Annotated in this window: 18 protein-coding genes and 1 tRNA gene; 13 read left to right on the forward strand and 6 right to left on the reverse strand. The window is 67.3% G+C overall.

Going from position 1 to position 21,059, the window contains the following annotated elements:
* Nucleotides 1-39 precede the first annotated feature (39 nt).
* The 5 genes from recG to gmk form a co-directional block, all read right to left on the reverse strand.
* On the reverse strand, nucleotides 40-2,151 hold the full coding sequence (gene recG, locus ABGA94_RS01605; protein WP_375366195.1) for an ATP-dependent DNA helicase RecG: 2,112 nt from the start codon (nucleotides 2,149-2,151) through the stop codon (nucleotides 40-42).
* 7 nt (nucleotides 2,152-2,158) lie between these two features.
* Nucleotides 2,159-2,545: a RidA family protein gene (locus tag ABGA94_RS01610; RefSeq protein ID WP_005418954.1), complete on the reverse strand. Its 387-nt coding sequence runs from the start codon at nucleotides 2,543-2,545 to the stop codon at nucleotides 2,159-2,161.
* A gap of 168 nt (nucleotides 2,546-2,713) precedes the next feature.
* Nucleotides 2,714-4,876 (reverse strand): bifunctional (p)ppGpp synthetase/guanosine-3',5'-bis(diphosphate) 3'-pyrophosphohydrolase, encoded by a 2,163-nt coding sequence (locus ABGA94_RS01615; RefSeq protein ID WP_005418955.1) that lies wholly within the window; start codon nucleotides 4,874-4,876, stop codon nucleotides 2,714-2,716.
* A 106-nt stretch (nucleotides 4,877-4,982) separates the two neighbouring features.
* Nucleotides 4,983-5,282, reverse strand: a complete 300-nt coding sequence (rpoZ, locus tag ABGA94_RS01620) for a DNA-directed RNA polymerase subunit omega (protein WP_005410877.1) — start codon at nucleotides 5,280-5,282, stop codon at nucleotides 4,983-4,985.
* 110 nt (nucleotides 5,283-5,392) lie between these two features.
* Nucleotides 5,393-6,058, reverse strand: coding sequence for a guanylate kinase (gmk, locus tag ABGA94_RS01625; protein ID WP_005410878.1), 666 nt, complete (start codon nucleotides 6,056-6,058; stop codon nucleotides 5,393-5,395).
* Between the two features lie 290 nt (nucleotides 6,059-6,348).
* On the opposite strand from gmk, the gene fdnG reads away from it, so the two are divergent.
* From fdnG to selD, 9 genes are all read left to right on the forward strand, one after another.
* Entirely contained in the window at nucleotides 6,349-9,417 is a 3,069-nt protein-coding gene (gene fdnG, locus ABGA94_RS01630) for a formate dehydrogenase-N subunit alpha (protein ID WP_146135723.1), read from the forward strand.
* A gap of 10 nt (nucleotides 9,418-9,427) precedes the next feature.
* The gene (gene fdxH / locus ABGA94_RS01635) at nucleotides 9,428-10,345 is read left to right on the forward strand and encodes a formate dehydrogenase subunit beta (protein ID WP_053500839.1); all 918 of its coding nucleotides are present in this window, start codon (nucleotides 9,428-9,430) and stop codon (nucleotides 10,343-10,345) included.
* Nucleotides 10,342-10,989, forward strand: a complete 648-nt coding sequence (locus ABGA94_RS01640) for a formate dehydrogenase subunit gamma (RefSeq protein WP_375366201.1) — start codon at nucleotides 10,342-10,344, stop codon at nucleotides 10,987-10,989. The genes fdxH and ABGA94_RS01640 overlap by 4 nt, the downstream gene beginning before the upstream one ends.
* 152 nt (nucleotides 10,990-11,141) lie before the next feature.
* Entirely contained in the window at nucleotides 11,142-11,357 is a 216-nt protein-coding gene (locus tag ABGA94_RS01645; RefSeq protein ID WP_134955450.1) for a hypothetical protein, read from the forward strand.
* Entirely contained in the window at nucleotides 11,338-12,321 is a 984-nt protein-coding gene (gene fdhE / locus ABGA94_RS01650; protein WP_065179096.1) for a formate dehydrogenase accessory protein FdhE, read from the forward strand. Before ABGA94_RS01645 ends, fdhE begins: the two co-directional genes overlap by 20 nt.
* Nucleotides 12,322-12,324: 3 nt before the next feature.
* Nucleotides 12,325-13,749, forward strand: coding sequence for an L-seryl-tRNA(Sec) selenium transferase (gene selA / locus ABGA94_RS01655; protein WP_375366203.1), 1,425 nt, complete (start codon nucleotides 12,325-12,327; stop codon nucleotides 13,747-13,749).
* Nucleotides 13,746-15,677, forward strand: coding sequence for a selenocysteine-specific translation elongation factor (gene selB / locus ABGA94_RS01660; RefSeq protein ID WP_111128985.1), 1,932 nt, complete (start codon nucleotides 13,746-13,748; stop codon nucleotides 15,675-15,677). The genes selA and selB overlap by 4 nt, the downstream gene beginning before the upstream one ends.
* A gap of 24 nt (nucleotides 15,678-15,701) precedes the next feature.
* Nucleotides 15,702-15,797, forward strand: a tRNA-Sec gene (locus ABGA94_RS01665).
* Nucleotides 15,798-15,823: 26 nt separating this feature from the next.
* Nucleotides 15,824-16,903 carry a selenide, water dikinase SelD gene (gene selD / locus ABGA94_RS01670; protein ID WP_111174633.1) on the forward strand — a complete coding sequence of 360 codons (1,080 nt, stop codon included), beginning with the start codon at nucleotides 15,824-15,826 and terminating at the stop codon, nucleotides 16,901-16,903.
* A gap of 57 nt (nucleotides 16,904-16,960) precedes the next feature.
* Here the strand turns inward: selD and ABGA94_RS01675 are convergent, their stop codons facing one another.
* Nucleotides 16,961-17,821 carry a YicC/YloC family endoribonuclease gene (locus ABGA94_RS01675; protein WP_005418965.1) on the reverse strand — a complete coding sequence of 287 codons (861 nt, stop codon included), beginning with the start codon at nucleotides 17,819-17,821 and terminating at the stop codon, nucleotides 16,961-16,963.
* Nucleotides 17,822-17,945: 124 nt separating this feature from the next.
* On the opposite strand from ABGA94_RS01675, the gene rph reads away from it, so the two are divergent.
* Genes rph through hemW form a run of 4 tightly spaced genes read left to right on the forward strand, consistent with a single transcriptional unit; the run spans nucleotide 17,946 to nucleotide 20,933 of the window.
* Nucleotides 17,946-18,671, forward strand: coding sequence for a ribonuclease PH (gene rph / locus ABGA94_RS01680; RefSeq protein WP_329842660.1), 726 nt, complete (start codon nucleotides 17,946-17,948; stop codon nucleotides 18,669-18,671).
* On the forward strand, nucleotides 18,668-19,057 hold the full coding sequence (locus tag ABGA94_RS01685) for a VOC family protein (RefSeq protein ID WP_005418968.1): 390 nt from the start codon (nucleotides 18,668-18,670) through the stop codon (nucleotides 19,055-19,057). Before rph ends, ABGA94_RS01685 begins: the two co-directional genes overlap by 4 nt.
* Entirely contained in the window at nucleotides 19,054-19,650 is a 597-nt protein-coding gene (gene rdgB / locus ABGA94_RS01690; RefSeq protein WP_005418971.1) for an RdgB/HAM1 family non-canonical purine NTP pyrophosphatase, read from the forward strand. Before ABGA94_RS01685 ends, rdgB begins: the two co-directional genes overlap by 4 nt.
* A 56-nt stretch (nucleotides 19,651-19,706) precedes the next feature.
* Nucleotides 19,707-20,933 (forward strand): radical SAM family heme chaperone HemW, encoded by a 1,227-nt coding sequence (hemW, locus tag ABGA94_RS01695; RefSeq protein ID WP_375366206.1) that lies wholly within the window; start codon nucleotides 19,707-19,709, stop codon nucleotides 20,931-20,933.
* The last annotated feature ends 126 nt before the right edge of the window (nucleotides 20,934-21,059 follow it).

The raw sequence follows: 21,059 nt of genomic DNA on the forward strand, positions 1-21,059 counted from the left end.
CAGAGCCCTTTGCTGTGCAAAGGGCTCTGACCCCACTACTCACGCCGAGGCGTAACGCACAGCGGTGCCGATCCAGCGCTGCACCACGCGATCAGCCAGGGCCGGTTGCTGGGCCAACAGGCGCTCGGCCAATTCATGCACGCCGGGCAGCAGGCCAGCGTCGCGGGCCAGGTCGGCAATGCGGAAACCGGCCAGGCCGGTCTGGCGCGTCCCGAGCAGTTCGCCGGGGCCGCGCAGTTCCAGGTCCTTCTCGGCGATGACGAAACCATCGTTGGTTTCGCGCATGGTCTGCAGGCGCTCACGCGCCATCTGCGAGAGTGGTGCCTGGTACAGCAGCACGCAGCGCGACACCGCCGAACCGCGGCCCACGCGGCCACGCAGCTGGTGCAGCTGGGCCAGGCCGAGGCGCTCGGCGTTCTCGATCACCATCAACGAAGCATTCGGCACGTCCACACCCACTTCGATGACCGTGGTCGCGACCAGCAAGTCGATCTCGCCGGCCTTGAACGCCACCATCGTCGCCAGCTTTTCAGCAGCCTTCAGGCGGCCATGCACCAGCCCGACGCGAACGCCCGGCAGCAGCGCCTGCAGCGATTCGTAGGTGGCCTGCGCCGGGGTGGCATCCAGTTCTTCGCTTTCCTCGATGAGCGTGCACACCCAGTACACCTGCCGCCCTTCCTGGCAGGCCAGCGCAATGCGCTCGATCAGTTCCGGGCGACGGTCATTGTTCAAGGCCACGGTCTGCACAGGGGTGCGGCCCGGTGGCAGTTCGTCGATGGCCGATACATCCAGGTCTGCGTATTCGGACATCGCCAGCGTGCGCGGAATCGGCGTGGCGGTCATCACCAGCTGGTGCGGCACGCTGTTGCCGTCCGCGCCCTTGTCGCGCAGCGCCAAGCGCTGGTGCACGCCGAAGCGGTGCTGCTCATCGACGATGGCCAGCGCCAGGTCCTGGAACACCACCGCCTCCTGCATCAGCGCGTGGGTTCCGACCACCACCTGCGCTTCGCCGTTGGCGACCTGCTCCATCACTTTGGCGCGCGCCTTGCCGGTGACCTTGCCGGCCAGCCAGGCGATGCGCACGCCGAGCGGTTCCAGCCAGCCACGCAGATTGTTGAGGTGCTGCTCGGCCAGCAACTCGGTGGGGGCGGCCAATGCGACCTGCTTGCCCTGCTCCACCGCCAGCATGGCGGCCAGCGCGGCCACCACCGTCTTGCCGGAGCCGACGTCGCCCTGCACCAGCCGCAGCATCGGGCTGGGCCGCGCAAGGTCCTCACGGATCTGCTTGAACACGCGTGCCTGCGCGCCGGTCAGCGCGAACGGCAACTGCTTCAGCAGCGCCTTGGCCAGTTTTCCGGGGCCGGCCAGCGGCGGCGCATGGTGCGCCTGCAATGCAATACGCTGGCGACGCAGGCTGAGGTGATGGGCCAGCAGTTCTTCCATCGCCAGGCGACGCTGCGCCGGGTGGGTACCAGCCGCCAACGCGGCCAGATCGGCATCCGGCGGTGGCCGGTGCACGGTCAGCAGCGCGCTGCGCAGCGGCGGCAGGCCCAGGCCATCGAGCCAACCGTTGGGCAGCAGTTCCAGCGTGCTTTCCTCGGGCAGGCGGTCCAGCGCCTGGCCGATCAGCTTGCGCATGGTCATCGGGCCGACCCCTTCGACGGTGGGATACACCGGGTCGAGGCGGTCGCCGAGTTCGGGATCGTCGTTGCGGCCCAGCACCTGGTAGCTGGGATGGACGATTTCCAGGCCGAGGTGGCCGGGCTTGGGCGTGCCGAAGCAGCGCAGCCGGGTGCCGACCGCGAACTGCCCGACCTGCTGCTGGCGAAAGTGGAAAAAGCGCAGCACCAGGGTGCCCTGCCCTTCGTCTTCCACCGCCACTTTCAGCATCGGCCGGTAGCGCATGCCACGCTCGACCGCGACCACCCGCCCTTCCACCTGCGCCGGCACGCCGTTGCGCAGGTCTTCGATGCGGGTCAGCCGGGTCCGGTCTTCATAGCGCAGCGGCAGGTGAAGCCAGAGATCCTGCAGGGTGGCCAGGCCACGTGCCTGCAGTTTGGCGGCCACGCCCGGACCGACGCCGGCAAGCATCGCCAGGGATGCTTCGCCGGACGGTGACAGGACCGGGGTGACCGCCGCCTTGCGTGCCACGTGGCGGTCAGTCGATGACCATCACCGCGTCGACCTCGAAGCTGGCGCCCTTCGGCAGGCCGGAGACTTCGATGGTGGAACGGGCCGGGTACGGGGCCTGGAAGTAGTCCTGCATGACCGCGTTGACCTTGGCGAACTCGCCCAGGTCGGTCAGGTACAGGCCCAGGCGCACGACCTTGTCCAGCGAGCCACCCGCCGCTTCGGCCACGGCCTTGAGGTTGTCGAAGGCGCGGCGGGCCTGTGCTTCGACGTCACCGGCGCCGACGATGTCGCCGGTGGCCGGGTCAAGCGGGATCTGGCCGGAGAAGTACACGGTGTTGCCGGCGCGCACGGCCTGCGAGTACGGGCCGATGGCGGCGGGGGCCTTTTCGGTGTTGATGATCTGGCGGGACATGGGTCGCTCCGGTGCTTGGGGGAAAACAGAGCGGTGATTGTACCGGCTGGGCGCGGCATCGGCCGGGGTCGGATCCGTTTCCTGGCGGGAAACGGCTCTGACCCCGTGCATGATGGGGTCAGAGCCCTCTCCGTTGGAGAGGGATCCGACCCCGGATCCGAAGCAGGGTTATTGGCGGCGTACCGATTGCACGACCGACAGGCGGCGCAGGCGGCGCATCACTTCGGCCAGGTGGTTGCGGTCGCGCACCTGGATGTTGAACGCCAGCACGGCGGCGTTGAAGTCGCGGTCCAGGTAGTCCACGCGTTCGATGTTGGAATGGCTCTGTGCGATGGCGGCGGCCAGCTGCGCCAGCACGCCGGTGCCGTTCTCCACTTCCACCACCAGCGAGGTGTCGTAGTCGCCGGAGACGGTGGTGTCCCAGCCAATCGGCACCCAGCGCTCGGGCGACTTGCGCAGCTCGGCCAGGTTCGGGCAGTCCATGCGGTGCACCACGATGCCCTTGCCGGCGGTGTGGTAGCCCATGATCTCGTCGCCGGGAATCGGCTGGCAGCAGCCGGCGAAGGTGACCACGCCGCGCTCGCTGCCGTTGATCAGGATCTTCTCCTGCGAGTGGTGGCGCGAATGCGGGCCGCCACGCAGTTCGGCGTAGGCCATCAGCGCCTGCGCGGCCTGAGTCGGCATCCAGTTGCCCAGTGCGACCTCGGCCAGCAGCGCTTCCAGGCGCGGGAACCGGTGTTCGGCCAGGAACGCATCCAGGCGGCCTTTCGGCAGGCGCTCCAGCGACGAATCCATCGCTTCCAGCGCGCGGTCGAGCATGCGATGGCCGAGCTGCACGGCATCTTCGTGCTCCAGCTGCTTGAGCTGGTGGCGGATAGCGGTGCGTGCCTTGCTGGTCACCACGAATTCCAGCCACTGCGGTTTCGGCGTGGCCGAGCGCGCGGTGATGATCTCCACCGACTGGCCCGACACCAGCTTGGTGCGCAGCGGCACCAGTTTCTTGTCCACGCGCGAAGCCACCGCCATGTTGCCCACGTCGGTATGCACGGCGTAGGCGAAATCGAGCGCGGTGGAGTTGCGCGGCAGGGCCAGGATCTTGCCCTTCGGGGTGAACAGGTAGACCTCGTCAGGGAACAGGTCGACCTTGACGTTGTCGAGGAATTCCAGCGAGGAACCGGCGGCGCGCTGCGAGTCGATCAGCTCGACGATCCACGCGTGGGCACGGCTCTGTGCGCTGTTGGGCGAATCGCCGCCGAACTTGTAGGTCCAGTGCGCGGCCACGCCGCGTTCGGCGATCAGGTCCATTTCCTCGGTACGGATCTGCACTTCGATCGGCGAGCCATACGGCCCGAACAGCACGGTGTGCAGCGACTGGTAACCGTTGGCCTTGGGAATGGCGATGAAATCGCGGAAGCGCCCATCCAGCGGCTTGAAGGTGGCGTGCACCGAGCCCAGCGCGTGATAGCAGCTGGGCACGCTGCGCACGACCAGGCGGAAGCCGAACACATCCATCACCTGGTCGAAGGATTTGTTCTCGTCGCGCATCTTGTTGTAGATGCTCCACGGGGTCTTGATGCGGCTGATCAGCCGATGCTCGATGCCCTCCTTGGCCAGGCGCTGCGACAGCTGCACTTCCACCTGCGCCATCGCTTCGCGGCGCACCACCGGCTGGCTGCGGATGTGTTTTTCGATGATGGCGTGGCGCCATGGGTAGAGCGCCTTGAACCCCAGGTTCTGCAGCTCGCTCTTGACCAGGCTCATGCCCAGGCGCTGGGCGATGGGCGCGTAGATCTCCAGCGTCTCGCGGGCGATGCGGCCACGCGCTTCGCGGCTCTGCGCGCCCAGCGTGCGCATGTTGTGCAGGCGGTCGGCCAGCTTGATCATGATCACGCGCAGGTCGCGCGACATCGCCAGCAGCATCTTGCGGAAGCTCTCGGCGGCCGCCTCCTGGCGGTCACGGAACTTCAGCTTGTCCAGCTTGGTGACACCGTCGACCAGTTCGGCCACGGCTTCGCCGAACTCGGCGGCCAGCGCTTCGCGGGTCAGCGGGGTGTCTTCGATGGTGTCGTGCAGGATCGCGGCGATCAGCGCTTCCACGTCCAGGCCGAGTTCGGCCAGCACCTGGGCCACGGCCACCGGATGGGTGATATAGGGCTCGCCCGACTTGCGCGTCTGCCCAGCGTGCGCGGAGGCCCCGACTTCCCAGGCACGGCGCAACAGCGGCAGCTGTTCCGGCGGCAGGTAATGGGCGGCGCGTTCGAGCTGGAGGACGTAGTCGGGTACGGCGGCAGTGGGGGCTGCGGCGACCTTGGCAGTGGGGCCTGGGTTCATGCCCGAAGCCTATTCCAGCGCGACGTTTACGGCAAATCCTGAATGCGAAACAGCCCGCACGGGGCGGGCTGTTCGGTGTATCCAACGATTACGTTGATCGATGCGATCAATCGTCGTTCTTGGACATGTCTTCGTCGGCGACCACTTCGGCGGCAGCCCACTCCAGCGCTTCGCGCTCGGCGCGCTCACGCTCGGCCTTCTCGACTTCGTCGATCAGGGCGTTGTCGATCTTGCGGGCGGCGATTTCGCGCAGCGCCAGCACGGTCGGCTTGTCCTCGGTCTCGCTGTTGTCCAGCGTGGCCTGCACGCCGTTGGCGAGCTGACGGGCACGCTTGGAAGCCATCATGACCAGTTCGAAACGGTTGTTAACGACTTCCAGGCAATCTTCTACGGTGATGCGGGCCATACGGGCTCCCGGCGACCGGTCGGCCGCTCAGTCGAATGAGGGAAAGGGGACGGAGTGTACTGGCAGGGGCTGGACAAAATCAAGCCAACCCCTACCCGATTCTTTTGGAATCAGTCAGTTGCACCCGGATCGGGGGTCAGCAGCGCCTGGATCAGGCCGGCGTGGCGGACCTTCTGGGCCTCCCGGCGCAGGCGGCTGGCAGTGAAGATGGCGCACAGCTCGTCCACGGCAGTGTCGAACACCTCGTTGACGATGACGTAGTCGAACTCGTTGAAGTGCAGCATTTCATCGCGGGCCGCGCCCAGGCGCTGGGCGATGACCGCCTCGCTGTCCTGGCCGCGCTTGCGCATGCGGTCCTGCAAGGCCTGCTTGGACGGCGGCAGGATGAACACGGTGACCGTGCCCGGCACCAGCTGGCGCACCTGCTGCGCGCCCTGCCAGTCGATCTCCAGCAGCACATCCTGGCCGGCGGCCAGCTGCGGCTCCACCGACTGCCGGGCCGTGCCCTTCCAGTCGCCGTGCACCCAGGCGTGCTCGAAGAAGTCGCCGGCGGCGATCATCTGCTCGAACTTCTCGGCACTGACGAAGTGGTAATGCTGGCCGTTCACCTCACCGGGGCGCATCGCGCGCGAGGTGAAGGAGATCGACAGGGCGATCTGCGGGTCACGGGCCAGGGTGGCATTGACGATGCTGCTCTTGCCGGCGCCGGACGGGGCGGCCACGATGTACAGCGTGCCGCGCGCAACGGCGTCCGACGGCTTCGACGGGGCGCTCATGCGCGGAACCCAATTGGTTGATTTCGCAAAATTTTTCCTCGGTGTTCCAGATCCGGCGCGGAGGATCGCGCCAGGACGGCGGGGGCTGCGCGGAACATCCTGGAACCAGGCCCGGCAGACGCTTCCCCAGGGGGCGGGCACGCAACTTTACCAGAGCAGGCCCTTTCCGGGCCCGTCCGGCAGGCGCCGCGCCTTGTGCCACATGGGCATCCGGGGGCCTGTGCTATAACCGGCCCGTACCCAACGACAGCCCGGAGGCCTGCGCCTCCCCGCCATCCCAGGAGAACGGCATGCCATCGATGAGCCGCCGCCAGTTCCTGAAAGTGACCGGGACAACCCTGGTCGGCTCCAGCCTGGCACTGATGGGCTTCGCGCCCGGCATCGCGCTCGCGGAGGTCAGGCAATACAAGCTGACCCGCGCGACCGAGACCCGCAACACCTGTACCTACTGTTCGGTGGCCTGCGGCATCCTGATGTACAGCCTCGGCGATGGCGCCAAGAACGCCGAGCCGAGCATCTTCCACATCGAGGGCGACCCGGACCATCCGGTCAACCGCGGCACGCTGTGCCCGAAGGGTGCCGGCCTGGCCGACATCATCCACAGCAAGTCGCGCCTGCTCTACCCCGAGTACCGCGCGCCGGGCTCGAACGAGTGGAAGCGGCTGAGCTGGGACGATGCGCTGGACCGCATCGCGCGGCTGATGAAGGAAGACCGCGATGCCAACTTCGTGCAGAAGAACGAAGCCGGGCAGACGGTCAACCGCTGGCTGACCACTGGCATGCTGGCGGCCTCGGCCACCAGCAATGAAACCGCGGTGCTGACCCACAAGGTCGTCCGCTCCCTCGGCATGCTGGCATTCGACAACCAGGCACGTGTCTGACACGGCCCGACGGTGGCAGGTCTTGCCCCGACGCTAGGCCGTGGTGCGATGACGAATCACTGGGTCGACATCAAGAATGCCGACCTGATCCTGATCATGGGTGGCAACGCCGCCGAGGCGCATCCGTGCGGGTTCAAATGGGTGACCGAGGCCAAGGCCCACAACAAGGCCCGGCTGATCGTGGTCGATCCGCGCTTCAACCGCTCGGCCGCGGTTGCCGATGTGTACGCGCCGATCCGCACCGGTACCGACATCGTGTTCCTGGGCGGCCTGATCAACTACCTGCTGACCGAGGACCGCATCCAGCACGAGTACGTGCTGAACTACACCGACATGTCGTTCCTGGTGAAGGACGAGTTCGCCTTCAAGGACGGCCTGTATTCGGGCTACAACGAAGAAAAGCGCAGCTACGACCGTTCCAGCTGGGACTATGCCTACGGTGACGATGGATTCGTGCGCAGCGACCCGACGCTGAAGGATCCGCGCTGCGTCTACAACCTGCTGAAACAACACTACGCGCGTTACACCGTGGAGATGGTCGAGCGCATCTGCGGCACGCCGGCCGACAGCATCCGCCAGGTGTGGGACATGATCGCGTCCACCGCCGGCAAGGACAAGGCGATGACCATCCTGTACGCGCTGGGCTGGACGCAGCACTCGATCGGCGCACAGAACGTGCGTGCCGGCACCATGGTGCAGCTGCTGCTGGGCAACATCGGCGTGGCCGGTGGCGGCATGAACGCGCTGCGCGGGCACTCCAACATCCAGGGCCTGACCGACATCGGCCTGATGTCCGACCTGCTGCCCGGCTACCTGACGCTGCCAAAACAGGATGAGCAGGACTACAACGCCTACATCGCCAAGCGCACGCAGAAGCCCCTGCGCGCCAACCAGATGTCGTTCTGGCAGAACTACCCGAAGTTCCACGTCAGCTTGATGAAATCGTGGTGGGGCGATGCCGCCACCGCCGACAACAACTGGTGCTTCGATTACCTGCCCAAGCTCGACAAGCCGTACGACATGCTGCAGGCGTACGAGCTGATGAACGAGGGCAAGATCCACGGCTACATCTGCCAGGGCTTCAATCCTCTGGCCTCGGCGCCGAACAAGGGCAAGCTGATCAGTGCGTTCTCCAAGCTGAAGTTCATGGTCAGCATGGATCCGCTGGAAACCGAGACCATCGCCTTCTGGCAGAACCACGGCGCACTGAACGACGTCGACCCGAGCACGATCCAGACCGAAGTGTTCCGCCTGCCCACCACTTCCTTCGCCGAGGAGAACGGTGCGGTGGTGAATTCCTCGCGCTGGCTGCAGTGGCACTGGAAGGGGGCCAACCCGCCGGGCGAAGCGCGCAGCGACATCGAGATCATGTCCGAGCTGTTCCATCGCATCAAAGCGATGTACGAGAAGGATGGCGGTGCGTGGTGGGAGCCGGTACGCGACCTGGCCTGGAAGTATTCCAACCCGGAGCTGCCGACGCCGGAAGAACTGGCGATGGAATACAACGGCAAGGCGCTGGCCGACGTGTTCGATCCGAAGGACCCGACCAGGCTGGTGCGCAAGGCCGGCGAGCAGCTGGCCGCGTTCGGCGAGCTGCGCGACGATGGCAGCACGTCCTCCGGCTGCTGGATCTACATCGGCGCCTGGGGCCCGACCGGCAACATGATGGCGCGGCGTGACAACAGTGACCCGACAGGCATCGGCAACACGCTGGGCTGGGCCTGGGCGTGGCCGGCCAACCGCCGCGTGATGTACAACCGCGCCTCGTGCGACGTGGCTGGCCAACCGTTCGATCCACGCCGCACGCTGCTGGCCTGGAACGGCAAGAACTGGGGCAACGTGGACGTGCCGGACTTCAAGGCCGACGAAGATCCTGCCGGCGGGATGGGCCCGTTCATCATGAACCCGGAAGGCATCGCCCGCTTCTTCGCCAAGGCCGGCATGGCCGAAGGCCCATTCCCGGAGCACTACGAACCGTTCGATACCCCGCTGCGCAGCAATCCGCTCAGCCCCGGCCAGGCCCTGACGCTGAACAACCCCGCGGCACGCGTGTTCGCCAGCGACCGTGCACAGATCGGTTCGCCGGACGAGTTCCCGCATGTGGCCACCACCTACCGCCTGACCGAGCATTTCCACTTCTGGACCAAGCACGGCAAGCTCAACGCCATCATCCAGCCCGAGCAGTTCGTCGAGATCGGTGCGGCATTGGCCGACGAGCTGGGCATCACCAACGGCAGCCGCGTGCGCGTGAGTTCCAAGCGTGGCCATATCGAAGCCGTTGCGATGGTGACCAAGCGGATCAAGGCCCTGCAGATCGAAGGAAAGACCGTGCACCAGGTGGGCGTGCCGATCCACTGGGGCTTCCTCGGTGCGGCCAAGCCCGGATATATCGCCAATACGCTGACCAATGCCATCGGTGACGGCAACTCGCAGACGCCCGAGTCGAAGTGCATCCTGGTCAAGGTCGAGAAGGTGTAGGAGACACGCCATGCCACTGCAATCGCTGGACATCATCCGCCGCTCGGCCACCACCACGCCCTCGCCGGAGGCGCGGGGCGCGCACACCGGCCAGGTCGCCAAGCTGATCGATGTGAGCAAGTGCATCGGCTGCAAGGCCTGCCAGGTCGCCTGCATGGAATGGAACGACCTGCGCGACGAAGTGGGCAGCTGCGTTGGCAGCTATGACAACCCGCCCGACCTGAGCGAACAGTCGTGGACGGTGATGAAGTTCCGCGAGTACGAGGACGAGAAGGGCAAGCTGGAGTGGCTGATCCGGAAGGAGGGCTGCATGCACTGCAGCGACCCGGGCTGCCTGAAGGCCTGCCCGTCGCCCGGCGCGATCATCCAGTACGCCAACGGCATCGTCGACTTCCAGGAAGAGAACTGCATCGGCTGCGGCTACTGCGTGACCGGCTGCCCGTTCGACGTACCGCGCATCTCCAAGAAGGACCACAAGGCCTACAAGTGCACGCTGTGTTCGGACCGGGTGGCGGTCGGCCAGGAGCCGGCCTGTGTGAAGACCTGCCCGACCGGGGCGATCACCTTCGGCAGCAAACAGGCGATGACCGAGCACGCCGCCGGACGCGTGGAAGACCTGAAATCACGCGGCTATGAAAACGCCGGCCTGTACGACCCGCAGGGCGTCGGCGGTACCCACGTGATGTACGTGCTGCAGCATGTGGACAAGCCCGAGCTCTACGCCGACCTGCCCAAGGACCCGCGCATCAGCCCGATGGTGGAAGTCTGGAAGGGCGTAGCCAAGCCGCTGGGCGTGCTGGCGATCGCCGCCACGGCCTTTGCTGGCTTCCTGCACTACATCGGCATCGGCCGCAACACGGTCAATGACGAGGAAGAAGAACAAGCCGAGCACGAGGCGAAGAAGATCGAAGAGGAGCAGCGGCCATGAAGTACGCCCCGCACCCGCGGCAGATCATCCGTTACCGCGCGCCGACCCGCATCAACCACTGGATCGTGGCGATCTGCTTCGTGCTGACCGCGCTGTCCGGGCTGGCGTTGTTCCACCCTGCCCTGTTCCCGCTGACCCAGCTGTTCGGTGGCGGACCGTGGACGCGCATCCTGCATCCGTTCATCGGCCTGGCCATGGTGGTGGGCTTTGCGCTGCTGGCGTTGCGCATGTGGCGCGACAATCTGCCGACCGCCGACGACCGCGCGTGGATACGGGGCATGCGCGATGTACTGCGCAACGAGGATGAAAAGCTGCCGCCGGTCGGTCGCTTCAATGCCGGCCAGAAGCTGCTGTTCTGGGCCATCATCGGCTGCCTGTCGGCACTGCTGCTGACCGGCTTCGTGATCTGGCGGCAGTACTTCAGCCATTTTTTCCCGATCGGGGTGATCCGCTTCTCGGTGCTCGCCCATGCGTTGTTCGGCTGGGTGCTGATCTGCGCGATCGTGGTGCACATCTATGCGGCGATCTGGATCAAGGGGTCGGTGCGGGCGATGACCCAGGGCAAGGTGACCTATGGGTGGGCGTACAAGCACCACCGACAGTGGTTCCGGGACATCCTGCGCGGGCGGCGGGAACAGGGGTAGCTGCAGGGCCTGCGGCCCTGCACCTGCTTCAAGCCAAGGCAACAGCAACAGCGGCTATCCGTGGGATGGCGGGGTGGATCCGGTTGCGGGAGACGCTGCAAGTACCCCTCCGGGGCCCGGCCCAGCCGCCGACAGTTGGCCGCGATCTGTCGGTGGGTGCCGACCGTTGGTCGGCACTGATCGAATCCCGACCAACGCTCGGGATCCACTTTCAACCAACCGATGGGGTCAGAACCGTTTTCCTGTGGAAAACGGATCTGACCCCAACCTTTCAAATGGCCGGCAACACGCTGGACGCCAGCGCCGACAACAGCGAGGATGGAGCCTGGTTCTTCTGGCTGGCCCTGCATGGCGCAACGCATCCTTGAACCCGGTGAGATCGAGACGCTCGCCTCGCGCGATGTGCCGCGCATCATCCTGCCTGATACCGGGTCACTGTTCGCTACGCGCGCGGCACGCCTGCGCAGCCTGGCCGCGCACAGTGCCATCGGTGGCTACCTGCAGCTGCTGGCGGCGCTGGCCGATGCACAGCAGGCGCTGCTGGATGAGTTGACGCCGCAGCAACGCGAGGGGCTTCAGGCACAGGCGCGCGCGCAGCAGTCGAGCGCGGCGGCTAGCGCCGGCATGCCGTTGCGGCCGGCCAACACACTGCAACTGGATGGGCGCTGGCGCGACTGGCTGCGCACCCTGTGCCGGCACTGTGCCGACGAAACCGGGCTGCCTGTGGAAACCCGGCAGGAACTACAGCGCGTCGCCGCCGCTGATGATGCGTGGCTGGATGCACAGGCGCATGCGGTGCTGGAACGCGATGACGCGCCCTCGGTCGACGCCGTCGCTGCGCTGCTGGTGATGAACGCGCTGCAGGTGTACTGGGCGGTGCTCGCCGCCAGCTTCCATCCGACCGACCTGAAGCCGCTGGCCGATGCGCCAGGGTTATGCCCGCTCTGTGGCACGCTGCCGGTGGCCAGCGTGGTGCAGGCGCGCCCGCCCTACGCCGCCTATCGCTACCTGTCGTGCTCGCTGTGTGCCTGCCAGTGGCATTACGTGCGCGTGCAGTGCAGCCAGTGCGGCGCCGCCGGCAAGGACATTGCCTATCGCGCCTTGGCCGAGGTGGACGGTGACAGCGGCGAGGCGGTGCGCGAGAGTGCGGTGCGCGCCGAGACCTGCGACCACTGCCACAGCTATCGCAAGATCCTGTACTTGGAGAAAGATCCGTCACTGGAGCCGGTGGCCGATGACCTCGGCACGCTGGCGCTGGACCTGCTGCTGGCCGAGGAAGGCTATGCGCGCGCCAGCCAGAACCCGCTGCTGTGGCAATCCGACGGCGACTGACCTATGCCACGCACGCACGCCACGCCGGCATCGGCCGCCGCCCTGCCTTCGCTGGACCGGCTGCTGCGCCTGCCTGCGTTGTCGGACATGATCGAACGCCACGGCCGCAGCCGCATCACCCAACTGCTGCGCGCGCACCTGCAGGAACTACGCGACCGTATCAGCGCCGCGCAGCTCTCGGCCGAACGCCTCGAACAGGCCATCAACGGCCCGTCGCTGGTCGCGGCGCTCGGCGCCGCACTGGCGGCCGACGCACGCCTGGAGCTGCAGCCGATGTTCAACCTGACCGGCACCGTGCTGCACACCAACCTGGGCCGCGCGCTGTTGCCCGATGCCGCCGTGCAGGCGGTCACCCGCGCAATGACAGCGCCTGTCGATCTGGAATTCGACATCATCCGCGGCCGCCGCGGCGACCGCGATGCACGGGTGCAGGCGCTGGTCTGCGAACTGACCGGCGCCGAAGCCGCCACCGTGGTCAACAACAATGCGGCGGCGGTCCTGCTGCTGCTCAACAGCCTGGCCAACCGCCGCGAGGTGGTGGTGTCGCGCGGCGAACTGGTGGAGATCGGCGGTGCCTTCCGCATTCCCGATGTGATGCGCAGCGCCGGCGCGCGACTGCTGGAAGTGGGCACCACCAACCGTACCCACCCGGCCGACTTCGCCCATGCCATCGGCGCACGTACCGCGTTGCTGATGGAAGTGCATGCCAGCAACTACGCGATCACCGGCTTCACTGCCAAGGTCGACACTGCGGCGATGGCTGCGATCGCGCACGAGCACGGCCTGCCGCTGGTGGTGGACCTGGGCAGTGGCAGCCTGTGCGATCTGGCGGCCTTCGGCCTGCCGCACGAGCCGACCGTGCAGGAAACACTGGCGGCCGGTGCCGACCTGGTCTCATTCAGTGGCGACAAGCTGCTGGGCGGGCCACAGGCCGGCATCATCGCCGGCCGCGCCGACCTGATCGCACGGATCAACCGCAACCCGCTCAAGCGGGCGCTGCGCATGGACAAGATGGGCCTGGCCGCACTGGAAGCCGTGCTGGCCCTGTACCGCGAACCGGAACGGCTGGCACTGCGGCTGCCGACCCTGCGCAGCCTTTCGCGCCTGCGGGATGACATCGATGAGCAGGCACACCGCCTGCTGCAGCCGATGCGCGCGTCGCTGACCGCCGGCTACGCGCTTGAACGGGCCTCGATGTACAGCCAGATCGGCAGCGGCGCGCAGCCGCAGGCGCAGCTGGCAAGCGCCGGACTGCGCGTTACCAGCGCGCGCCGCGGCGGGCTGGATCGCTTGGCCAAGCGCTTGCGCCAGCTGCCGCGGCCGGTGCTGGGCCGCATTGCCGATGACGCGCTGTGGCTGGACCTGCGCTGCCTGGAACCCACCGACGAAGCCGCCTTCCTCGCGCAATGGAGCACGCTGCAGGCATGATCGTCGGCACCGCCGGGCATATCGACCATGGCAAGACCAGCCTGGTGCGCGCACTGACCGGCATCGAAACCGATCGCCTGCAGGAAGAACGCACGCGCGGTATCTCCATCGAGCTGGGCTATGCCTATGTCCCGGTGGAAAGCACAGGCGGCGGGAGTGCCGAAGCGACGCTGGGCTTCGTCGATGCGCCGGGCCATGAACGCTTCGTGCACACGATGGTGGCCGGCGCCACCGGCATCGATGTCGCCCTGCTGGTGATCGCCGCCGACGACGGTGTAATGCCGCAGACCCGCGAGCACCTGGCAATCCTGCAACTGCTGGGCGTGGACCGCGGCGCGGTAGCCCTGACCAAGATCGACCGTGTGGATGCGGCGCGCCTGGCCCGGGTCGAGATCGAGATCGCCGCGCTGTTGGCCGGAACGCCGCTGCAGGATTCCCCCGTATTCGCCTGCAACAGCACCGCACCAGACGATTCTGGCATCAACGCGCTGCGTACCCAGCTGCACGCGTGGGCGTCGGACAACGCCAACACGCGCCAGGCCGAACTGCGCAGCGAGCTGTTCCGCATGCCGGTGGACCGCGTGTTCTCGCTGGCCGGCCACGGCACGCTGGTGACCGGCGCAGTGCACGGCGGCATCGCTGCCATGGGTGAGCATCTGCAGCTGATGCCGGCCGCCACTGACGTGCGCGTACGCAGCATCCACGCGCAGAACCAAGCCAGCGAACACGCCATGGCCGGGCAGCGCTGTGCGTTGAACCTGGCTGCCATCGCCCGCGACGACATCCACCGTGGCGACTGGATCGCCGACCCGCGCGCCCTGCTGGCGACCCGTCGCGTCGACGTACGCCTGCGGCTTTCCGCACTGGCAACACCGTTGCGCGACTGGGCGCCGCTGCACATCCACTGGGGCACGATGCACCGGCAGGCCCATGTGGTGCTGCTGGAGGACGTCGATCACGGCGACGGACAGTTGGTGCAACTGGTGTTCGATGCACCGGTCTGCGCGATGTGCGGTGATCGCTTCATCGCCCGTGATTCAGCGGCCATCCGCACGCTGGGTGGTGGCATCGTGCTCGATCCGGACCCGCCACAGCGGCGCCGGCGCAGCCAGGCACGGCTCGCCTGGCTGGGCGCACTGGAGCAGCTGGCCACAGGTGCGGGAATCGGCCCGCTGTTGCAGCAGGCTTCCTTCGGCATAGCCATGGCCGCCCTGCAACGCTACTGCCGGCGCGCGGCCGACCGGATCGAACTTCCCGCGGGCACGCGGCGCATCGTCACCCGCGAAGACACGGTGGTCATCCTTGCCTCGCACTGGCAGGCGCTTCGCGAACAGGTGATCACGTCGCTGCGCAGCTGGCACGAGCGACGTCCGGACGAGCCCGGTGTTGATAGCGGGCGCCTGCAGCGCAGTACGCTGCCCGCGCTTGCAGCGAGCCTGTGGAATGCCCTGCTGCAGGGCCTGCTGGACGACGGCAGCGTGCAGCGCGTGGGCGCCTGGTGGCGCCTGCCCGGCCATGACCATGCGCCACCGGAACGCGAACGACTTCTGCTCGAACGCGTGCTGCCGCAGCTGCACGCCGGTCGCTTCGATCCACCGTGGGTGCGCACGCTGGCCACCGACGTTGGTCTGGCCGAAGACGAGGTCCGCGCCGTCCTGCGCCGCGCTACCGCGCGTGGCGAACTGTTCCAGGTAGTGCCGGACCTGTTCTATGCACCGGCCCGCATTGCCGAGCTGGCCGCGATCGTCGCGCAGCTGTCGCAGGCCACCGGCACGGTGGATGCGGCCACCTTCCGCGATGCCATCGGCCTGGGCCGCAAGCGCAGCATCCAGATCTTGGAGTTCTTCAACCGCGTTGGCTACACTCGACGCGTCGGTGACCAGCATCGGCCGCGCGGCGACCTGCAGTGGAACGCAGCCCGCGACTGAGCCCACCGGTGCCGCCGTACTTTCGGAAGGCATGCGCATCCGGGCATGCGGCTGGGCTTCAAACCCAGTAGGGGGCGTCGATCGTTCCCTGGTAGGTTCGACTCCTGCTGCCTTCCGCCATTGGTGTTTCCGCAGGAGATGTCGGCATGGCCACGCACGCGCAGTCCCCCGCCCCTTCAACGGCCGATGCCCCGCAACGACTGACTTCGCTGGCACACGGCGGCGGCTGCGGCTGCAAGATCGCGCCGGGCGTGCTGTCCGAACTGCTGCGTGGCGTGCCAGCGCTTCCGGCACCGGCCGAACTGCTGGTCGGCCGCGAGACCAGCGACGACGCCGCGGTGTACCGCCTCGATGACCGCCAGGCAATCGTCGCCACCACCGATTTCTTCATGCCGATTGTCGACGACCCGTTCGACTTCGGCCGCATCGCCGCCACCAACGCGCTGTCGGACCTGTACGCGATGGGGGCACGACCATTGTTCGCGCTGGCCATCGTCGGCATGCCGATCAACACGCTGCCGCAGGAGACCATCCGCGGCATCCTGCAGGGCGGCGAGCGTGCCTGCGCCGAAGCCGGCATCGTGGTCGCTGGAGGCCACAGCATCGATTCGGTGGAACCCATCTATGGCCTGGCCGCGATCGGCGTGCTCGACCCGCAGCGGCTCAGGCGCAATGCCGATGCCCGCGCCGGCGATGTGCTGGTGCTGGGCAAGCCGTTGGGCGTGGGCGTGTATTCGTCGGCGCTGAAGAAAGAAGTGCTGGACGCCGACGGCTACCAGCAGATGATCGCGTCGACCACCCGCCTGAACACCGTGGGCGTGCCCCTGGCCGCGCTGGACGGTGTGCACGCGATGACCGATGTCACCGGTTTCGGCCTGCTCGGCCACCTGCTGGAAGTGTGTCGCGCCAGTGGTGTCGCTGCGGAGGTGGACAGCGCACAGGTGCCGCTGCTGCCTCAGGCCCTGGAGCTGCTGCAGCGCGGCTGCTTGACCGGCGCGTCCAACCGCAACTGGGCCTCGTATGGTGCGGAGGTGCGTTTCGCCGATGGGTTGCCGGCACACTGGCAGCCGCTGCTGACCGACCCACAGACCAGCGGTGGGCTGCTGGTGTCCTGCGCCCCGGAAGCGGTGGACGCGGTGCTGGCCTGCTTCCACGACGCAGGGTTCGGCCAGGCAGCCGTCGTGGGGCGATTGAGCGCGGGCCTGCCGGGTGTCAGCGTCCGCTGAGACGCTGTAATGAGAAGGGCGCCCGAAGGCGCCCCTGCTGTAATGCTGGATGCAACATCACTCGATGTTCTGCACCTGTTCGCGGATCTGGTCGATCAGCACCTTCAGCTCCACCGCGGCATTGGACGTACGGCTGTCCACCGACTTCGAGCCCAGCGTATTGGCTTCGCGGTTGAACTCCTGCAGCAGGAAGTCCAGGCGGCGGCCGACCGGCTCGCGCTGCCTGAGCACGCGGCGGATCTCGACAATGTGGCTGCCGAGGCGATCCAGCTCCTCATCCACGTCCAGCTTCTGCAGCCACAGCACCAGTTCCTGCTCGGCGCGGCCGGGGTCGACCGGGTGCGGCAGGTCGGCCAGGCGTGCAGCCAGCTTGGCGCGCTGGCCGTCGCGAATGGCCGGAATCAAGGTGCGCACTTCGGTGGCGATGCGTTCGATGCCGTCCACGCGCTCACTGATGGCCGCCGACAACTTGCCGCCTTCGCGTTCACGCGCCTCGACGAAGCCGTCCAGCACCTGGTCCAGCAGGGCCAGTGCCTCGGCCTGCAGGGCCGCGGCATCGGTGGCCTCGCCACGGGTCACGCCGGGCAGCTGCAGCAGCTCGGTGAAGCTGACCTGCAGGTTGGGGAAATCGGAGGTCAGCCGGTGCGCCAGGCGGCCGAGCTGGCCCAGCAGGGCCTCGTCCACCTGCAGGTTGGCCGCTGCTTCCGGCGCACGCAGGCGCATCACCAGATCCAGCTTGCCGCGGCTCAGGCGCGCGGCGATGCGCTCGCGCAGCTGCGGTTCCAGCGCCCGCAGTTCCTCGGGCAGGCGGGTGCCGACCTCCAGGAAGCGGTGGTTGACCGAGCGCAGCTCGCAGCCCAGCGTGCCCCACGGGGTGACCCGCTCGCCGCCGGCATAGGCGGTCATGCTTCGAATCATGGAATGTGTCCGGTGCGTGCAAAGGGGGAATGGTACCCTAGCGCCCTCACCAGAGCCCCCTTGCCCGCCCCGTGAAGGCCGCGGGCGTGGCGGCGTACTCCCTCGCCATTACGGAACCCGCACCATGTCCGACTCCCGCCCCAGCGGCCGCCAGCCCGACCAGCTCCGCCCGGTCGTCATCCAACGCGGCTTCACCCGCCACGCCGAAGGGTCGGTGCTGGTGTGCTTCGGTGAAACCCGCGTGCTGTGCACCGCCAGCGTCGAGAACCGCGTGCCGGGCTTCCTGCGCGGCAAGGGCGAAGGCTGGGTCACCGCCGAGTACGGCATGCTGCCGCGCGCCACCCATACCCGCAGTGATCGCGAAGCGGCCCGCGGCAAGCAGGGCGGCCGCACGCTGGAGATCCAGCGCCTGATCGGCCGCAGCCTGCGCGCGTGCGTGGACCGCAACGCGCTGGGCGAGCGCACCATCACCCTGGACTGCGACGTGCTGCAGGCCGATGGTGGCACCCGCACCGCCGCCATCACCGGCGCCTACGTGGCCCTGGTCGATGCGGTGAACGTGCTGATGAAGCGTGGCGACATCAAGCGCAACCCGATCCTGGGCGCGGTGGCCGCGGTGTCGGTGGGCGTGTACCGCAGCACCCCGGTGCTGGACCTGGACTACGCCGAAGACAGCGACTGCGACACCGACATGAACGTGGTGATGAACGACGGTGGTGGCTTCATCGAACTGCAGGGCACCGCCGAAGGCCACGCCTTCCGTCGCGATGAACTGGACGCGCTGCTGGGCCTGGCCGAAAAGGGCGTGGCCGAGCTGCTGGCCGCGCAGCAGGCGGCGCTGTCGGCATGAACCGGCGCCTTGCCCTGACCACCCTGGTGGTGGCCGACTATGACGAAGCCATTGCCTGGTACACCGGCAAGCTCGGCTTCGCACTGCTGGAGGACATCGACCAGGGCCACAAGCGCTGGGTGGTGGTCGGCCCGACCGACGGCAGCGCCGCCGCCCTGCTGCTGGCCCGTGCCAGCGACGAGGCGCAGCGCAGCCGCATCGGCAACCAGACCGGTGGCCGCGTCGCCTTCTTCCTCAACACCGACGACTTCCACCGCGACCACGCGGCGATGCTTGCCGCGGGAGTCGAGTTCCTGGAAGCGCCGCGCGAAGAACCCTATGCAACGGTCGCGGTGTTCCGCGATCTGTATGGCAACACCTGGGACCTGCTGGAGCCCCGTCAATGAAGAAACTGGTACTGGCCAGCCACAACGCCGGCAAGCTGGTGGAGATGCAGGAGATCCTCGCCGACCTGCCGCTGCAGATCACCTCGGCCGCCGAACTGGGCCTGGGCGACGTGGAAGAGACCGGCCTGACCTTCGTCGAGAATGCGCTGCTGAAGGCACGCGCGGCCTGCGAAGCGACCGGCCTGCCGGCACTGGCCGATGATTCGGGCCTGATCGTCGACGCACTCGGCGGCGCGCCCGGCCTGTACAGCGCGCGCTATGCCGGCCACCCGACCAACGCGGCGGCCAACAACGCCAAGCTGCTGGACGCGATGGCCGACATTCCCGACGGCCAGCGCAGCGCCCGCTTCTATGCGGTGATCGTGCTGCTGCGCCACGCCACCGACCCGCAGCCGTTGATCTGCGAAGGCCGCTGGGAAGGACAGATCATCCGCGAGCTGCGTGGCACGAATGGTTTTGGCTACAACCCGGTATTCCTGGACACCACCCACGGCCTGACCGCCGCGGAAATGGAGCCGGCACTGAAGAATGCCATCAGCCACCGTGCCATTGCCCTGCACCAGCTCAAGCAGCAGCTGGCGACGCTGTACTGACGCCACCCGATCGAACCAGGGAAGCCGGCCAGTGGCCGGCACTACCGAACAAGCCCATGCCGCACGACCACGACCACTGCAACCACCTGCCGGGCGAAGCCTGCTCCGCTGACCACGACAGCCCGCCGCGGCTGGTGCCACCACCGCTGTCGCTGTACGTGCACCTGCCGTGGTGCGTGCGCAAATGCCCCTACTGCGATTTCAATTCGCACCAGGCCAAGGGCGAGCTGCCGTTCGACGCCTACATCGACGCGCTGCTGCGTGACCTGGACCAGGACCTGCCGCTGGTCTGGGGCCGGGTGGTGCACAGCGTGTTCTTCGGCGGCGGCACCCCCAGCCTGTTCCCGCCGGAAGCGATCGACCGTTTCCTGCAGCAGGCCAGCGCACGCCTGCGCTTCGCGCCCAATGCCGAAATCACCCTGGAAACCAACCCGGGCACCGCCGAACATGGCCGCTTCGACCGCTACCGCGCGGCCGGGGTGAATCGCCTCAGTTTCGGCATCCAGAGTTTCGACGATGCCATGCTCAAGCGTCTGGGCCGCATCCACGACAGTGGCGAAGCCGAGCGCGCGGTGAAGATGGCGCAGGACGCGGGCTACGACAACTTCAACATCGACCTGATGTACGCGCTGCCGGAACAGACCCTGGCCGGTGCCGAGGCCGATCTGGAACGCGCATTTGCACTGCAACCGGCCCATATCTCGCACTACCAGCTGACCCTGGAACCGAACACGGTGTTCTTCGCGCGGCCGCCGCAGGGCATTCCCGATGAAGACAACGCCTGGGACATGCAGGAGCACTGCCAGACGCTGCTGGCGCAGGCCGGTTTCAACCAGTACGAAGTCAGCGCCTACGCACGCCCTGGCCGCCAGAGTGCGCACAACCTGAACTACTGGCGTTTCGGTGACTACCTGGGCATCGGTGCTGGCGCGCACGGCAAGATCAGCTCGGGTGCCGAAGAACACGTGCTGCGCCGCTGGAAGCTGAAGCACCCGCAGGCCTACCTGGACAGCGCGGGCACCCCGGCCTCGTTCGGTGGTGACGACGTGATCGCGCCGGAGCGGCTGCCGTTCGAGTACATGCTCAACCTGCTGCGCCTGCACGAAGGTTTCGGCCTGCGCGATTTCGAGTCGCGTACCGGGCTGCCACGCAGCGTGCTGGACGCACCGCTGGCCGAGGCCGTCCAGCGCGGCTGGCTGGATGTGGCGGCACGGATACATCGGCCGCTGATGGAGATGACACGGTTGCTTATATCCCAAATTGGGACTAGGATATCCGAATGAAAGTGGTTGCTTTGGCGACGCTGAAACGATTCTGGGAACGTCACCCTGACCTCGGTCAAGGACAGCGTCAACGCCGATGGCTCGTTCAAGGCCATCACCGCTTCGGTGGGCACCTGGACCGGCGCC

The sequence above is a fragment of the Stenotrophomonas sp. 3diitr2024 genome, assembly GCF_042136455.1.
GTDB lineage: Bacteria > Pseudomonadota > Gammaproteobacteria > Xanthomonadales > Xanthomonadaceae > Stenotrophomonas > Stenotrophomonas sepilia.

Bases quoted from the DNA above. Each gene is read 5' to 3' on its own strand.
- ABGA94_RS01610 (WP_005418954.1), bottom strand. From the start codon at position 2,545: ATGTCCCGCCAGATCATCAACACCGAAAAGGCCCCCGCCGCCATCGGC.
- ABGA94_RS01615 (WP_005418955.1), bottom strand. From the start codon at position 4,876: ATGAACCCAGGCCCCACTGCCAAGGTCGCCGCAGCCCCCACTGCCGCC.
- rpoZ (WP_005410877.1), bottom strand. From the start codon at position 5,282: ATGGCCCGCATCACCGTAGAAGATTGCCTGGAAGTCGTTAACAACCGT.
- gmk (WP_005410878.1), bottom strand. From the start codon at position 6,058: ATGAGCGCCCCGTCGAAGCCGTCGGACGCCGTTGCGCGCGGCACGCTG.
- fdxH (WP_053500839.1), top strand. From the start codon at position 9,428: ATGCCACTGCAATCGCTGGACATCATCCGCCGCTCGGCCACCACCACG.
- ABGA94_RS01640 (WP_375366201.1), top strand. From the start codon at position 10,342: ATGAAGTACGCCCCGCACCCGCGGCAGATCATCCGTTACCGCGCGCCG.
- fdhE (WP_065179096.1), top strand. From the start codon at position 11,338: ATGGCGCAACGCATCCTTGAACCCGGTGAGATCGAGACGCTCGCCTCG.
- selA (WP_375366203.1), top strand. From the start codon at position 12,325: ATGCCACGCACGCACGCCACGCCGGCATCGGCCGCCGCCCTGCCTTCG.
- selB (WP_111128985.1), top strand. From the start codon at position 13,746: ATGATCGTCGGCACCGCCGGGCATATCGACCATGGCAAGACCAGCCTG.
- selD (WP_111174633.1), top strand. From the start codon at position 15,824: ATGGCCACGCACGCGCAGTCCCCCGCCCCTTCAACGGCCGATGCCCCG.
- ABGA94_RS01675 (WP_005418965.1), bottom strand. From the start codon at position 17,821: ATGATTCGAAGCATGACCGCCTATGCCGGCGGCGAGCGGGTCACCCCG.
- rph (WP_329842660.1), top strand. From the start codon at position 17,946: ATGTCCGACTCCCGCCCCAGCGGCCGCCAGCCCGACCAGCTCCGCCCG.
- ABGA94_RS01685 (WP_005418968.1), top strand. From the start codon at position 18,668: ATGAACCGGCGCCTTGCCCTGACCACCCTGGTGGTGGCCGACTATGAC.
- rdgB (WP_005418971.1), top strand. From the start codon at position 19,054: ATGAAGAAACTGGTACTGGCCAGCCACAACGCCGGCAAGCTGGTGGAG.
- hemW (WP_375366206.1), top strand. From the start codon at position 19,707: ATGCCGCACGACCACGACCACTGCAACCACCTGCCGGGCGAAGCCTGC.